Source organism: Polaromonas sp. AET17H-212 (assembly GCF_002379085.1).
Taxonomy (GTDB): Bacteria; Pseudomonadota; Gammaproteobacteria; order Burkholderiales; family Burkholderiaceae_C; genus Polaromonas.
Map to the genome: position 1 here is coordinate 387,117 of NZ_NBZW01000001.1, position 15,271 is coordinate 402,387.

Consider the following 15,271-nt stretch of genomic DNA (forward strand, 5'->3'; position numbering starts at 1 on the left):
CGGCCCGATCCAGCCGGATTTTTTGCGAACCCTGCGTTTTCGCGGAAAATCATATGCATGCAACTCAATTACATCGCCAATGCACCGGTCCGGTCCGCCTCGGGCAAAACCATTCCTGTGATCGACCCGTCCAACGGACAGGTGTTCGAAGACATCCAGCGCAGCAACGCGCAGGACATTGACACGGCGGTTCAGGCGGCGCACGACTGCCTGCACACAGTCTGGCACAAGGTCAGTGCCGCCGAGCGTGGCCGCCTGCTGATGGCGCTTTCACGCAAGGTGGCAGAACATGCCGAGGAGCTGGCCCTGATCGAGCAGCGCGACTGCGGCAAACCGACCAAGCAGGCCAGGGCCGATGCGGCCGCGCTGGTGCGTTATTTCGAGTTTTACGCCGGCGCCTGCGACAAGCTGCACGGCGAAACCCTGCCCTACCTGGACGGCTACAGCGTGATGACCTGGCGCGAGCCGCACGGCGTGACCGGCCACATCATTCCGTGGAACTACCCGATGCAGATTTTCGGCCGCAGCGTCGGCGGCGCACTGGCCGCCGGCAACGTCTGCGTGGTCAAGCCCGCCGAAGACGCCTGCCTGTCGCTGATCCGTGTGGCCCAGCTCGCCGCCGAGGTCGGTTTTCCGGCCGGTGCCATCAACATCGTGACCGGTTACGGCCACGAGGTCGGCGACGCCCTGGCCCGCCACAAGGGCATCCACCACATCAGCTTCACCGGCAGCCCGACGGTGGGCACCTTGATCCAGCAGGTGGCGGCCGAACGCCACTGCCCGGTCACGCTGGAACTGGGCGGCAAAAGCCCGCAAATCGTTTTTGCCGATGCCGACCTGGACATGGCGATTCCGGCGCTGGTCAACGCCATCGTGCAAAACGCCGGCCAGACCTGCTCGGCCGGCTCGCGCCTGCTGGTGGACCAGCAGATTTACGAACCGCTGCTGGCTCGCCTGGGCCAGGCCTTCGAGAAGCTGCGCGTCGGTCCCGCGACCATGGACCTGGACGTCGGACCGCTGATCCGCCAGACCCAGCAGCAGCGCGTCTGGGACTTTCTGAGCGATGCGCAGGTCGCCGGCATCCCCATGGTGGCGCAAGGCCAGATCGTCGACGAAGCGCCGGACACCGGTTTTTACCAGGCGCCCACCTTGCTGCGCGACGTGCCGGTGATGCACCGCCTGGCGCAGGAAGAGGTGTTTGGCCCGGTGCTCTGCGCCATGAGTTTCGAGGGCGAAGAGCATGCCGTCGAACTCGCCAACGCGACCCAGTTCGGCCTGGTGGCCGGCATCTGGACCCGCGACGGCGGCCGCCAGTTCCGCATGGCCAAACGTGTCCAGAGCGGCCAGGTCTTCATCAACAACTATGGCGCCGGCGGCGGCGTGGAGTTGCCCTTCGGCGGCGTCAAGTCGTCGGGTTACGGGCGCGAAAAAGGCTTTGAGGCACTGTACGGCTTCACCACGCTGAAGACCGTGGCCATCCGGCACGGCTGAACCCGCTCTTCATTTTTCAAGAAAAAACAGGCTGCAGCCCTTTCCATTCGGGCGCTAGCAGCTATGCCTTTTATAGCACCCAAGGAAACACCATGCGACTCCAGGACAAATCCATCATCGTCACCGGCTCCGGTGGCGGCATCGGCGAAGGCATTGCCAAACGCCTGGCCGCGGAAGGCGCGAAGGTCATCGTCAACGACATCAACACCGCCTTGGGTGAAAAAGTCGTGGCCGACATTGTCAAGGCCGGCGGCACCGCGTCCTTCTTCAAGGCAGACGTGACCAAAACCGCCGAGGTCCAGGCGCTGGTGGCTGCGGCGGTGCAGCGTTACGGCAAGCTCGACGTGATGGTCAACAACGCCGGCTGGACGCACCGCAACCAGCCCGCGCTGGAAACGACCGAAGAAGAGTTCGACCGCTGCTACGCGATCAACGTCAAAAGCATTTACCTCTCGACCATCCACGCCACGCCGGTGTTCCGCGCGCAGGGCGGCGGCAGTTTCATCAACATCGCGTCCACCGCCGGCGTGCGCCCGCGCCCCGGCCTGACCTGGTACAACGGCTCCAAGGGTGCGGTCATCACGACCTCGAAGTCGCTGGCGGCCGAACTCGGCCCCGACAACATCCGCGTGAACTGCATCAACCCGGTGTTCAACCCCGACACCGCGCTGTCCACCCAGTTTGCCGGCGGCACGGTCACCGGCCCCGAAGGCGAAGCGCGCCGCGCCAAATTTTTGTCCAGCATTCCGCTCGGGCGTTTTTCGACTGCGCTCGACGTGGCCAATGCCGCGCTGTACCTGGCCAGCGACGAAGCGGCTTTCATCAGCGGTGTGTGTATCGAGGTGGATGGCGGGCGCTGCGTTTAAGCGCGGGCAGCAGGGGCAAGTGGCAGCCAAACGGCCGGCACGGCCCCAATGCGTTAAATTGCGGGTAAGAAGGCGCATATGACCGACAAAATCATTCCCATCGCAGACATCCGTTACGCCGCGCGCGTGCCGCACATCCCTGCCCGGTTGCAGGCACCCACCGGGATGTTGGCCGACACGCTGGCCCGGCCGCTGCACGACCTGCGCATCAGCGTGACCGACCGCTGCAACTTCCGTTGCAGCTACTGCATGCCCAGCGAAGTCTTCAACAAGGACTATGCGTTTTTGCCGCAGACCTCGCTGCTCAGTTTTGAAGAGATCACGCGCCTGACGAAAATTTTCGTCGCGCACGGTGTCGAGAAAATCCGGCTGACCGGCGGCGAACCGCTGCTGCGCAAGCACCTGGAGGTGCTGATCGGGATGCTGGCGCAGCTCAAGACGCCACAGGGCAAACCGCTGGACATCACCCTGACGACCAACGGCTCGCTGCTGGTCAAAAAGGCCCAGGCCCTGAAAGACGCCGGCTTGCAGCGCGTCACCGTGAGCCTGGACGCGCTGGACGACGCGGTGTTCCGGCGCATGAACGATGTGGATTTTCCGGTCGCCGACGTGCTCAAGGGCATCGAGGTCGCGCACAAGGTGGGCCTGGCGCCCATCAAGGTCAACATGGTGGTCAAACGCGGCACCAACGATGCCGAGATCCTGCCCATGGCCCGGCACTTTCGCCACTCGGGCGTGGTGCTGCGTTTTATCGAATACATGGACGTCGGCGCCACCAACGGCTGGCGCATGGACGAGGTGATGCCCTCGGCCGAGGTCATCGATCGCCTGCAGCAGGAGTTTGCGCTCGACGCCATCGACCCCAACTACCTGGGGGAAACCGCCGAACGCTGGCGTTACACCGACGGCGGCGGCGAGATCGGCGTGATCAGCAGCGTGACCAAGGCCTTTTGCGGCGACTGCAACCGGGCCCGCCTGTCCACCGAAGGCAAGCTGTTTTTATGCCTGTTCGCCCACCAGGGCCACGACCTGCGCGCCCTGCTGCGCGACAGCCACTATTCGGACGAGCAGATTTCCGGCGCCGTCGCCCACATCTGGCAGCGCCGCGACGACCGGTATTCGGAGCTGCGCGCGGCCCTGCCGCCGGATGTGGCCGTGCCGGGCGCCGAGGGAAACAAGCGTGTCGAGATGAGTTACATAGGCGGCTAGGCCGGAAAACGAATGATTGACACGATAGACGGCGCAGAAATCACCGGCATCATCCTTGCCGGCGGACGCGGCTCGCGCATGGGTGGCGCCGACAAGGGCCTGCAAAGCTTCAACGGCGTGCCGCTGGCGCTGCACACCCTGCTGCGGCTGTCGCCGCAGGTCGGCGAGGTGATGGTCAATGCCAACCGCAACCTCGCGGCCTACGAATCGTTTGGCGTGCCGGTCTGGCCCGACGCGGCCGGGCTCGGCGAGTTTTCGGGCCCGCTGGCCGGCTTTCTGACCGGGCTGGAGCGCTGCGAGACGCCCTACCTGGTGACCGTGCCCTGCGACACCCCGTTGTTCAGCGAGGACCTGGTCGCCCGCTTGGCCGAAGCCATGGTGCGCGAGGATGCCGACATCGCCGTGGTGGCCGCCCCCGAGGAAGATGGCCAGTTGCGCGCGCAGCCGGTCTTCTGCCTGCTGCGCACCCGCCTGCTGGAGAGCCTGATGCTGTTCACCGCCGGCGGCGGCCGCAAGATCGATGCGTGGACGGCGCAGCACAAAACCGTGCTCGTGCCCTTCAACCTGCCGGGCGACGACCCGCGCGCCTTCTTCAACGCCAACACGCTGGCCGAGTTGCACCAACTCGAAGCCCTGCGCCCGTGAAGTCCATCGCCCAGATCGCCGCCGAACTCCAGGGCTACGATCCGCAGGCGCTGTCCGCCGCGGATGTGCTGCAGTTTTTGTCCCGGCTGGTGGAACCGGTGCAGGAGGTCGTGGAACTGCCGCTGTTCGAGGCGCTGGGCCGCGTGCTGGCGGCCGACGTGGTGTCGCCGTTTGACGTGCCGCCCCACGACAACTCGGCCATGGATGGGTATGCCTTCGCTGGCGCCCAGCTTGCTGCGGGAACGGCGCTGACCCTGAAAGTCGTGGGCACGGCGCTGGCCGGCAAAGCCTGGCAGGGCACGGTCGAGGCCGGCGAGTGTGTGAAGATCATGACCGGCGCCATCATGCCGGCCGGGCTGGACACCGTGGTGCCGCAGGAATTTGCCAGCGTTCAGGGCGACCGCATCACCCTCCCCGCGCAACTGCTGAGCCCCGGCGACAACCGCCGCCTGCGTGGTGAAGACCTCATGCAAGGCCGGCCGGCGCTATCAAAAGGTGAGCCTTTGACGCCCGCCCGCCTTGGGCTGGCGGCCTCATTGGGCTTGAAAACCGTGGCCACCCGGCGGCCGCTGCGCGTGGCCTACTTTTCCACCGGCGATGAAATCTTGTCGCTGGGCGAGGCGCCGCGCGAAGGTGCGGTCTACGACAGCAACCGCTACACGGTGTTCGGCATGCTGACGCGGCTGGGTTGCGAGGTGATCGACATGGGGGTGGTGCGCGACGACCCGGCCCTGCTGGAGGCCGCGTTCGGCAACGCAGCCGCACAGGCCGATGCCATCATCACTTCCGGCGGCGTCAGTGTCGGCGAGGCCGACTACACCAAGGCCATGATGAAAAAACTCGGCGACGTGGCCTTCTGGAAAATTGCCATGCGTCCCGGGCGGCCGATGGCGGTGGGCCGGATCTCTCAAGCCAAATCGGCCTCCAGCCCAATAGATGCGGGCGAGAGCCGCTTCCAAAAAAATAGCAATCCGAATGGCGCCATCCTGTTCGGCCTGCCCGGCAACCCGGTCGCGGTAATGGTCACTTTTCTGGCTTTTGTGCGTCCGGCCCTGCTGCAGATGATGGGCAACACGGCCCCGGCTCCACCGCTGCTCAGGGCCCGCAGCCTGGAGCCCATGCGCAAGAAACCGGGCCGCACCGAGTACCAGCGCGGCTGGGTGTCCACCGCCGCCGACGGTTCACTGCAGGTCAAGACGACCGGCAACCAGGGCTCGGGGGTGCTCAGTTCCATGGCCCAGGCCAATGGCCTGATCGTGCTGCACCATGCGCAGGGCAGCGTGGCCGTGGGTGAGGACGTCGACGTGATGATGTTCGAGGGCGCGATCTAATCCGAACGGCATCAAGCGGGGGACGCGCCATTCGCATCCGGCCCCGGGGCTTGAGAGCCCCGCCCTGGCCTTCTCTCCTTGTCTTTACTGAGCCCGTGCGACCGACTGCACCGGCCGCTTTTCCAGCGTCCACTGGAGCATGGAGCCGTCATACAGCCGGGTCTGCTTGTTGCCCAGAATTTCAGACATCACAAACCAGGCACCGGAAGCGAGGTGACCGGTATTGCAGTAAGTGATGGCAGGCGCCTGCGGATCAACGCCGCTCATCTTCAAGACGTCACGGTAGGTGTTTGCGGCCAGCATGCGCGTGGCGTCGCCGCCTTCGGTGGTCAGCAGCTCGGACGACACATTCTTCGCGCCAGGGATGTGGCCGTAGGCACCGACGGTGCTGCGCTTGCTCAGCCCCAGGTACATGGAGGTATTGCGCGCATCGACCAGTTGCGCCGACTTGGTGTTCATGGCTTTTTCGACATCCTCGGAACTGGCCATGAGTTCGGCCGTGCGATCGGCCTTTGCTGCCCAGTTGCCCTCGTTGACCTTGGCCGGCGCCACGCTGACCTCGCGGCCTTCGGCCAGCCAGGCGGCGGTGCCGCCGTTGACGATGGCCACATTGTCTTCACCGTAGACCTTGAACTGCCAGTACAGGCGCGCGGCATCGTTGAAGTCCACCGGTTCCATGCCGGCGGCGACGATGACGATGGGACGGCCGGCCTGCACGCCCCACTGGCGCGCCAGCTTCTCGAAATCCGCGCGCTCGGGAATCATGGCGCTGACCTTGTTGCCGCCCATCATGCGATCAACGCGCACTTTCTTGTTGTCCACCGGCGTGGCATCCGCAATGTGGCCGCCCAGTTCGACCAGGAATTTCTTGCCGGTCTTCTTGTCGGTCTCGAACTGCGGCGCGAGCGTGAAGGATTTCTGGCTCGGACGCACGTCCAGCACCGTGACTTCCGCCTTGTTCTTGGCCAGCCACTCGCCATCAACCACCGGGCCAGGCACCTGCAGGGCCCAGCTCCATGGGGCCAGCCCGAGCAGGGCAAGGCCCGCGAGGTAACGAATTTGCGTTTTCATCTTGATCTCCTTCAGTTGTGTTGACTTGAAACCTGACCTTGCAGCTCGACTGCATCCTGGGGCCAGTCAATGGGGAACGAACTCCATACGGCAATCTGCCGGTTTTCCCAGGCCGACTTGCGGCTGGCCTGGTGATGTTCGCAATGCCTGGCAAGGCCCTCATCACGGGCCAGCAGCATGTCGTGCAAGGGGGCGGCATAGACCCGCACCATGTCGGCCAGCCAAAGCGCCACGCCGGCCAGCGGGCCGCGCAGACGCAGTTGCAGGTCGTTCAGGCCTTGCGCCATCTGGCGCGCAGCCATCCAGCGCTCCCCGGTCACCCACCGGTTGGTGGCAAACCAGGTCAGGGGCGTGCCACGGGCATCGAGTGACAGTCCGGCCAGATGCGAAAGCTGCCCTTGCGGATCGCGCCGGAACAGGTGAATGTGCCCATGCTCCTGGGGATGACGGGCGCCACCGTCCCGACTGTCGCCATGCGCATGGTAGTAAAACTGCCAGCGTCCGGTGACATCCACCGCATCGCTTGCCGGGTAATGCCGCCAGGCTTCAAAGCACTGAGTACGCCCAATGAAAGGATGCAGGAGGGAGCGCCCCCGTCGGGCCAGCGCCAACTGGCGCGCCAACGCAGAGCGGGCCGCCTCCTGCCTGGTGTCCCCGCCGGCCATGACAATCCTGATTACCTGGTTTTCCCGGCGCAGGGGTTGTCGCTGCTTTTCTTGCGGCTGACGCCCGCGCACGGGTTGGCATCGTCCTTGTTGGCACGCCGGCGCTTGGCCGCACACGGGTTGCCAGCGCAGGGGTTGTCCGCCTTGCCTGCGCGCTTTTTGGCGGCACAGGGATTGGCAGCGGCACAGGGCGCGGAAGCCGCCTTGGCAGGCGCGTCGGCCGCCGCCAGTGCAGCCGGAGCCACCGGCACGGTCAGCAGGGTCATGGCCAGGGCCGACACCAGCGAGCCCAGATTGGCGCGAGAACTTTTCATCATCAAACTCCTTGAAAAAAACAATGGCGTGACGTGGGGTCAGGCCGCGCCGCGTTGCCGCGCCCGGCGCTCAAACCAGCCACCGAGAAAAAATACGCCGACCGCAGCGGCCACCAGAACCGCCAGCACCAGCCATTCCGGAACCCCCAGCGCCTCCGGCAGGCGATCGCCCTTGGTCAATTCACCGGCGGTAGTGAGCGGGTCCAGCCATGGAAACAGGCTGGCAAAGGCAAACGTGCCGATCAGAATCCCCCCAAAAAACACCAGGGCATCGATCCGGCCCGTCATCACCCCCACCGCCGAGGTGCCCGGGCAGTAACCGCCCACGGCGAAACCCGCACCGATCAATGCGCCACCTGCAGCAACAGCCCACAGGTAGGGAGCCGGAACATAGATGGAAGCAGCCTCCACCCAGCCAGCCAGCTCGAGCACGTAAATGCCGACCGCCGCAAAAACAATGGCGGTGAACATGACCTTGAACACGGACCAGTCGGTCAGGCGAAATTGCGCCGTCAGCTTGCAGCCGCTTCCAAAACCGGCGCGCTCCAGCACAAACCCAAAACCGAAACCAAGCAGCACGCCCACCAGGGGGCCGCTTGCAGCCATCAGAGCATTCATTTCACACCTCCACCGGTCAGGCGCGAGACAATCAGACCGGCCACAAAAAATGCGCCAAGAAATACAAACCCTGCCACCCCCAGCACAGCCGAGCCGGACAAGCCCAACCCACTGGTGCACCCGGCCGCAATGCGCGCACCGAAACCGGCGAGAATGCCGCCTGCCAGCGCCTTGAGCAGGCGCCCGCTTCGCCCGGAAGAACCGGCCCCCTCGATCCGCAAGGCCACACGTCCGGCCAGAACCGCGGAAACCAGCGCGCCGATGAACACCCCCAGCACCTGCCATGTGATCCAGGATGACAGCACCGGGCCGCCCTCCAGCATGGGGCCCAGGTAATCGTTGGCCTGCGTCCAGCCAGGCACGGCTGCATCGCCCAGCCAGGCGCTCAGCCGCGTCGTGAAACCCGTCGCCCCCAAGCCATGCCCGGTCAGAACAAAAGTCATCAGCAGCACAACCCCGAGTGCCAGCCCTGCGGCCCAGGCCGGCCAGTAGGGCCGCTGGGGGAGTTCACATTCGTTCATGATTTGCATTGATTGTTCCTTCTATATTTATTCCTGATTACCGATCAGAAGCGTTGGCTGCACTGTAGACAAAGCCTGAGAAAGATCAAGTTCAATTGAGCTTCACACGCTCAAACTTATTGCTAATATAAGTGAAAACTGAATAAAGGTGTAAAACCGAACAAAGGTGTGTTGATAATTTCGCCTTGCTGGTGCGGGTCACTGTCACGCATGGAGATCACACCAGCCCAATTCACTCAGTCCGAACATTGCCGGCCCCTTCAGCGGGGCAACGTCAGCTTGCCGAATCTGAATGTGTTGAACACGCAATCCTGCATGTCACCGAGCACGGGTGCATCTTTGCCTTGACGGCCTGGCTCGCGCTGGTCGGGAGCAGGCCTGACGGACCGCCTGCTTGACGGCAAACCGGTCGGGCAACGCATGGCGCGCCCCGCCATGACGGCGCCGTGAAGCGACAGCAAGCTGCGCGTGTTTACCCGCAGGCCATGGCATCAAACTTGATGCAGATTTGATTTACCCGCAATTTGCGTCCCCGCGGGCACCTCTTTGGCCACGGCCTTGTTGGCACCCGGAATCGTGCTGCGGGCAAACAGCGCGTACATGGTCGGCACCACGAACACGGTGAGCAGCGTGCCCAGCGACATGCCGCCCACAATCACCCAGCCGATCTGGATGCGGCTTTCGGCGCCGGCACCGGTGGCCAGCGCCAGCGGCAAGGCACCCAGCACCATGGCGCCGGTGGTCATCAGGATCGGGCGCAGGCGCTGCGCGGACGCCTTGACCAGCGCCTCCAGCATGTCCATGCCCTGCCCGCGCAGCTGGTTCGTGAACTCGACGATCAGGATGCCGTGTTTGGTGATCAGGCCGACCAGCGTGATCAGCCCGATCTGCGAATAGACGTTGAGGGAGCCGCCTGACAGCTTGAGCGCCATCAGCGCACCAATCATCGACAGCGGCACCGACAACATGATCACCAGCGGGTCGATGAAGCTTTCAAACTGCGCGGCCAGCACCAGGAAAATGAAGACCAGCGCCAGCACAAACACAATGACCAAGGCGCCCTGGGAGTTCTTGAACTCGCGTGAGGTGCCGTTCAGGTCGGTGCTGTAGCCAGGCTTGAGCACCTTGGCCGAGGTTTCGTTCATGAAGGTCAACGCCTGGCCCAGCGAATAATCGGGCGCCAGGTTGGCGGTGATGGAGGCAGCCCGCCGCTGGCCGAAGTGGTTGAGCTCGCGCGGCGACACCGCCTCGCGCACCGTGACCAGGCTGGACAGCGGAATCATCGCGTCGCTGCGGCCGCGCACATAAATGCCCTCGATGTCTTCCGGCGTGCTGCGGCCGCTGGCCTCGGTCTGCACGATCACGTCGTACTGCTCGGCGTCGCGTTTGTAACGCGTCACATTGCGCCCGCCCAGCATGGTTTCAATCGCCTTGGCCACCACTTCCACGCTGACGCCCAGGTCGGCGGCTTTTTCGCGGTTGACGTCGATGCGCAACTCGGGCTTGTTCAGGCGAAGGTCCGACACCGGCGACTGGATGCCCGGGTTTTTGGCGACCTCCGCGAGAATCTGCTCCACCACCCGGTCCAGGTTTTCGTAGCTGTCCGAGGTCTGGATCACAAAATTGAGGGGCCGCTCGCGAAAGCCCTGGCCCAGCGAGGGCGGCGTGATCGGAAAGGCGGTGACGCCCGGCAGGCTGGCGAATTTGGGCTGCAGTTCGCGCGCCATCTCGAGCGTGCTGCGCTTGCGGTCATCCCAGTCCACCGTGCGATAGATGACACTGGCCTGCGACACGGTGGGGTTGCCGATGCTGGCGAAAATCCGGTCGAACTCCTTGTAGGGCTGGCCCATTTTCTCCAGCGCCTGCGCATAACGGTTGGTATAGTCCAGCGTGGCGCCGTCGGGCGCATTGACCGTGGCCAGGATGGTGCCCCGGTCCTCCAGCGGCGACAGTTCCTGCTTCATGGTCGGAAAAATCAGCAGGATGGCCAGCGCACTGGCCAGCATGACCCCCACCACGATCCAGCGCGCCTGCAGCACCCAGGCCCGGACCTTCCCGCCCGCTGCAGCCGGACCGGGCACCGGCTGGTAACGCCGGGTGAGCACCCAGCGCAGCGCACTGGCATAGCGGTCGGAGACCGCATTGAGAAAGCGCTCCATGCCGCGGTCAAAGACATTCGGTGCCGGGTTGTGCTTGAGCAGCTTGGCGCACAGCATGGGCGTCAGGGTCAGCGCCACAAAACCCGACACGACCACCGCGCCGGCCAGCGCCAGCGCAAACTCGACAAACAGCCGGCCGGTCCGCCCCGGGGTGAAAGCCAGCGGTGCGTAAACCGCCACCAGCGTCGCCGTCATGGTGATCACGGCAAAACCGATTTCGCGTGCGCCCTTGATGGCCGCCGAAAACGGGTCCAGCCCTTCTTCGATGTGGCGGAAGATGTTTTCCAGCATCACGATGGCATCGTCCACCACCAGCCCGATGGCCAGCACCAGCGCCAGCAGGGTCAGGGTGTTGATGGTGAAGCCCGCCAGCGCCATCAGCGCAAAGGTGCCGATCAGGCTCACCGGGATGGTGATGATGGGAATGATGGACGCGCGAAAGGTGCGCAGGAACACAAAAATCACCAGCGCCACCAGCGCCACCGCTTCGGCAATGGTCTGGTACACGTTTTTGACCGACCGGTCGATGAACACCGAGTTGTCGTTGGCGATGTCGATGTTGACTTCCGGCGGCAGGTCGGCCTTGAGCTGCGGAATCATGTTGCGCACGCCCTGCGACAGGTCCAGCGGGTTGGCCGTGGCCTGGCGGATCACGCCGGCCCCGATGGCCGCCCGGCCATTGAGCCGCACGCCGCTGCGCTCGTCGGCCGCCCCTTCCTCGACACGCGCCACATCGCGCACCTTGACCGGGAAGCCGTTGACGCTGCGGATCACCACCTCCCCGAACTGCTCGGGACGCACCAGGCCGGTCTCGGAGGTCACGCTGAACTCGCGTTGCTGCGACTCGATGCGGCCGGCGGGAACCTCCAGGTTGCTGCGGCGGATCGCGTCCTCGATGTCCTGCGTCGTGAGGCGGTAGGCGGCCATTTTCCGGGGATCGAGCCAGACACGCATCGCGTATTTGCGTTCACCGAAGATGCGCACATCGGCCACGCCGGTCACGGTTTGCAGGCGCGGCTTGACGATGCGGTTGACGAGGTCGTTGATCTGCAGCCGGGTCAGGCTGTCGCTGGTGAAGGCCAGCCAGATCACGGGAAACGCATCGGCCTCGACCTTGGCAATCACCGGCTCCTCAATCGACTGCGGCAACCTGTTGCGCACCCGTGAGGTGCGGTCGCGCACCTCGGCGGCCGCGGCGTCGGCGTCTTTCTCGAGCCGGAAACGCACGGAAATCTGGCTCTGGTCGGCGCGGCTGATCGAAGTCAGCACATCCACCGCGTCGATGCCGGCGATCGAGTCCTCGAGCGGCTTGGTCACCTGGGATTCGATCACCTCGGCCGAGGCACCCGGGTAACGCACGCTGACCGTCACCACCGGCTCATCGATCTTCGGGTACTCGCGCACCGTCAGGCGCTGGAAACTGACCGCACCGATCAGCACGATCAGCAGGGACAGCACGGTGGCAAACACCGGGCGGCGTATCGAGACTTCAGCCAGTTGCATCAGAGGGTCCAGTCAGGGGATGGCGTCGGACTCAGGCAGGCTTGCGTGTCGCCCGGGCCCGGGCTTCAGGCAGGGCTTCGGCCGGAGCCGGTGCCGGCGCACTGCCGCCTGTCGCTCCGGACACTGCAGGCGCGGGACCCGCCTCACGCATGCCCACCAGGCAGGGATTGGCGCCACCCATGGTTTTTTCCGCCAGCACGCGCGCAGCCTCGGGCGCCGCCGCCACCGGCGCGGCGGCAGACGCACCATCGGATGGCCGGGAGGCCGCGGGCGCGCTCAGGTCCACCACCCGCACGGTCATGCCGTCGCGCTGAATGCGTTGCTGGCCGGTGGTGACCACCATGTCGCCGGGCTCCAGCCCACTGGTGATTTCCGCCTGGCCAGGCCGCCGGATACCGACCTGCACCGCCACCCGCCGCGCGACCCAGGTCTGGGCTTCCGGTCCGGGCTGCAGCTTGATGACATATTGCTTGTCGCCCTGCGGCACCAGCGCTTCTTCCGGGATCACCCTGGCGTTGTCCCGCTCGCCGAACACCGCGTTGACACGGGCAAACATGCCGGGGCGTAACTGCAACTGCCGGTTGTCGATGCAGGCCCGCACTGCCACCGAGCGGCCGTTGGCGTCAATCAGCGGATCGATCGCCTGCACCACCGCCGTGTATTTGCGGCCCGGCAACGCGTCCATGTCCACCAGGGCGGTCTGGCCGCGCTTGAGTTTGTTCTGGAAACGCTCGGGCAGGCGGAAGTCGACAAACACGGCGTCGATGTCTTCAATATTGACAATGTCGGCTCCGTCCTTGAGGTAGTCCCCGGGATTGACCAGGCGGATGCCGGCAATGCCGTCGAAGGGCGCAATGATTTTCAGCCTGGCGGCGGTGGCCTTGGCCAGCGACAGCTTGGCCTGCGCCACCTGCAGGTTGGCCGCGCTTTCATCGAGGGAGCGCTGGCTGACAAAATTTTGCGCGACCAGCTCCTGGTTGCGCTTCTGGTTGGCCTGGGCGATCGACAACTCGGCCAGGCTTTGCTGCACCTGCGCCAGCGGCAGCTGGTCGTCAAACTGCACCAGCACCTGCCCCTTGCGCACGCGCTGGCCGTCGGTGAAATTGAGCTGGGTGACGCGGCCGCTGACCTCGGGGCGCAGCACCACGCTGCGGCGTGAACGCAGGCTGCCGACGGCCTGGGCGTCATCCACGAGTTTCACGACCGTCACTTTGGCGGCTTCAACCGTCGGCCGCGCACCGGCTACCGGCTGCGACGGCCCCGCCGACGCGGCCTTGGCCGGAGCCTTGTTCTGGTACCACCATGCGGCACCGGACAGGCCGGCAATGCCGAGCACCGCGACGACAGAATAAATTGCTTTTGATGCCATGGGGGAACGGTTGATGAAGGTCAAAACTTTGACAATGGATCAATGTAACAGCAGGTTGCGCCACCTGCGTCATTGGGGGGAGATCCCGAGCAAAATCGGGGCCAGATTTACGCCGGCTTTACATTGACACTACCCCGCCACCGACAGGGTCAGCCCTTGGACAGGGCCAGAACCACACCCTTGTTGGCCAGGGCATCGGCGCGTTCGTTGCCGGGGTCGCCGGCATGGCCCTTGACCCAGCGCCACTCGATGGTGTGGCCACTGCTGGTGATCAGGTTGTCGAGTTTTTGCCAAAGATCGATGTTTTTCACCGGCTGTTTGGCCGCAGTGCGCCAGCCGCGTGCTTTCCAGCCGCTGATCCATTCGGTGATGCCCTTGCGCACGTATTCACTGTCCAGGTACAGCGTGACACGACAGGGACGCTTGAGCGCGGCCAGCGCCTCGATCACCGCCGTCATCTCCATGCGGTTGTTGGTCGTGCCCATCTCGCCGCCAAACAGCTCCTTGACCGTGTCACCGCTGGTCAGCATCGCGCCCCAGCCGCCGGGGCCAGGGTTGCCCTTGCAGGCGCCGTCGGTATAAATCACCACATGTTGGGCTGTGGTCGGCGGAAGATCAGTCATGCGTTCGGGAAGTCCATGGTGGTTGTTCTGGGAAAAGAGGAAGTGATCAATAGGATTCCGGGCGGCGCACCTGGTTGGCAATGACCACCGGGGCCTGGGCGGTGGCCTTCTGCGTTTTCCAGTTCGGCTCCAGCAGGCGCATGCCGCGCACGCGCTTGACGGCCACCAGAAAATACATCGCGCCGAAAATCGGCCACCAGCGTTCGCCGGCCTTGTCCATCCAGGCAAAACGCTCCAGCGACGCGAGCCGGCTCACGGCCGGCCGGTAGCAGCCGAACCGGCCGGACTCGACTTCAAAACTGAGCAGGCGCAGCCAGTCGCGCAAGCGCCAGTAGCCGATAAACTCGCCGGCTTCGGGCAAAAAGAGTTCACCGTAACCGAGGCGCCGGTAAAAGTGCGCACGCCGCTGGCGCAGGCCCCACAGGCTGGCCGGGTTCATGCCGCTGATCACCACGCGTCCCTCGGGCACCAGCACACGTTCGACTTCGCGCAAGGTGGCATGGGGGTCGCTGCTGAGCTCCAGCGTGTGCGGCAGCAGCACCAGGTCCAGGCTGTTCTCGGGAAAGGGCAAAGCGGCCGGATGGGTCAGCAGGGCCACACGCGGGGAACTTGCCGCAGTTGCGGGGATCGGACTGCCGTCAGCGCTTGCGCTGGCTCTGCCAAGAAGTTCTGACTCGGTGCCCTGCAGTGCCAGCCATTTGTGCGGCATGCGGTTGCTGCGCAGCGCGTCGAGTTCGGGCAGGCCCAGTTGCAGCGCGTGGTAGCCAAACATGTCGGCCACGGCCTCGTCGAATTGCTCACGCTCCCACGCCAGCAGATACTCGCCGGGTGGGGTTTTGAACCAGTTTGTGAAACCTATAATTTGAGAGCCCATCGAGACTGCTGC

The 15,271-nt window shown here is 64.7% G+C and carries 14 protein-coding genes; 5 read left to right on the forward strand and 9 right to left on the reverse strand.

The features are described 5' to 3' along the window. The first annotated feature begins 57 nt into the window (after positions 1-57). The 5 genes from B7G53_RS01780 to moeA all read left to right on the forward strand — a co-directional run bounded on the left by B7G53_RS01780 (position 58) and on the right by moeA (position 5,542). Positions 58-1,491: an aldehyde dehydrogenase family protein gene (locus tag B7G53_RS01780; RefSeq protein ID WP_096662606.1), complete on the forward strand. Its 1,434-nt coding sequence runs from the start codon at positions 58-60 to the stop codon at positions 1,489-1,491. Positions 1,492-1,583: 92 nt separating this feature from the next. Continuing rightward, positions 1,584-2,357 carry an SDR family oxidoreductase gene (locus B7G53_RS01785; protein ID WP_096662609.1) on the forward strand — a complete coding sequence of 258 codons (774 nt, stop codon included), beginning with the start codon at positions 1,584-1,586 and terminating at the stop codon, positions 2,355-2,357. A 78-nt stretch (positions 2,358-2,435) separates the two neighbouring features. Then, positions 2,436-3,566 carry a GTP 3',8-cyclase MoaA gene (gene moaA, locus B7G53_RS01790; RefSeq protein WP_096662611.1) on the forward strand — a complete coding sequence of 377 codons (1,131 nt, stop codon included), beginning with the start codon at positions 2,436-2,438 and terminating at the stop codon, positions 3,564-3,566. A gap of 12 nt (positions 3,567-3,578) precedes the next feature. Then, positions 3,579-4,211, forward strand: a complete 633-nt coding sequence (gene mobA, locus B7G53_RS01795) for a molybdenum cofactor guanylyltransferase MobA (RefSeq protein ID WP_096662613.1) — start codon at positions 3,579-3,581, stop codon at positions 4,209-4,211. Then, the gene (moeA, locus tag B7G53_RS01800; protein ID WP_096662615.1) at positions 4,208-5,542 is read left to right on the forward strand and encodes a molybdopterin molybdotransferase MoeA; all 1,335 of its coding nucleotides are present in this window, start codon (positions 4,208-4,210) and stop codon (positions 5,540-5,542) included. Before mobA ends, moeA begins: the two co-directional genes overlap by 4 nt. 84 nt (positions 5,543-5,626) lie before the next feature. Here the strand turns inward: moeA and B7G53_RS01805 are convergent, their stop codons facing one another. The 9 genes from B7G53_RS01805 to B7G53_RS01845 form a co-directional block, all read right to left on the reverse strand. Beyond that, complete coding sequence (locus tag B7G53_RS01805) at positions 5,627-6,613, reverse strand: rhodanese-like domain-containing protein (RefSeq protein WP_096662617.1); 987 nt, start codon at positions 6,611-6,613, stop codon at positions 5,627-5,629. Between the two features lie 11 nt (positions 6,614-6,624). Further along, positions 6,625-7,278, reverse strand: coding sequence for a DUF6969 family protein (locus B7G53_RS01810; RefSeq protein WP_096662620.1), 654 nt, complete (start codon positions 7,276-7,278; stop codon positions 6,625-6,627). Positions 7,279-7,289: 11 nt separating this feature from the next. Next, positions 7,290-7,592, reverse strand: a complete 303-nt coding sequence (locus B7G53_RS01815) for a hypothetical protein (RefSeq protein WP_141396272.1) — start codon at positions 7,590-7,592, stop codon at positions 7,290-7,292. Between the two features lie 39 nt (positions 7,593-7,631). Then, complete coding sequence (locus B7G53_RS01820; protein ID WP_217992574.1) at positions 7,632-8,210, reverse strand: YeeE/YedE thiosulfate transporter family protein; 579 nt, start codon at positions 8,208-8,210, stop codon at positions 7,632-7,634. Continuing rightward, the gene (locus tag B7G53_RS01825; protein ID WP_255249877.1) at positions 8,207-8,740 is read right to left on the reverse strand and encodes a YeeE/YedE thiosulfate transporter family protein; all 534 of its coding nucleotides are present in this window, start codon (positions 8,738-8,740) and stop codon (positions 8,207-8,209) included. The genes B7G53_RS01820 and B7G53_RS01825 overlap by 4 nt, the downstream gene beginning before the upstream one ends. 482 nt (positions 8,741-9,222) lie before the next feature. Next, positions 9,223-12,393 carry an efflux RND transporter permease subunit gene (locus B7G53_RS01830; RefSeq protein WP_096662626.1) on the reverse strand — a complete coding sequence of 1,057 codons (3,171 nt, stop codon included), beginning with the start codon at positions 12,391-12,393 and terminating at the stop codon, positions 9,223-9,225. 31 nt (positions 12,394-12,424) lie between these two features. Next, entirely contained in the window at positions 12,425-13,762 is a 1,338-nt protein-coding gene (locus B7G53_RS01835; protein ID WP_096662628.1) for an efflux RND transporter periplasmic adaptor subunit, read from the reverse strand. Positions 13,763-13,911: 149 nt separating this feature from the next. Continuing rightward, positions 13,912-14,385: a ribonuclease HI gene (gene rnhA / locus B7G53_RS01840; protein ID WP_096662630.1), complete on the reverse strand. Its 474-nt coding sequence runs from the start codon at positions 14,383-14,385 to the stop codon at positions 13,912-13,914. A gap of 46 nt (positions 14,386-14,431) precedes the next feature. Next, positions 14,432-15,259 carry a class I SAM-dependent methyltransferase gene (locus B7G53_RS01845; RefSeq protein WP_096662632.1) on the reverse strand — a complete coding sequence of 276 codons (828 nt, stop codon included), beginning with the start codon at positions 15,257-15,259 and terminating at the stop codon, positions 14,432-14,434. Positions 15,260-15,271: the final 12 nt, after the last annotated feature.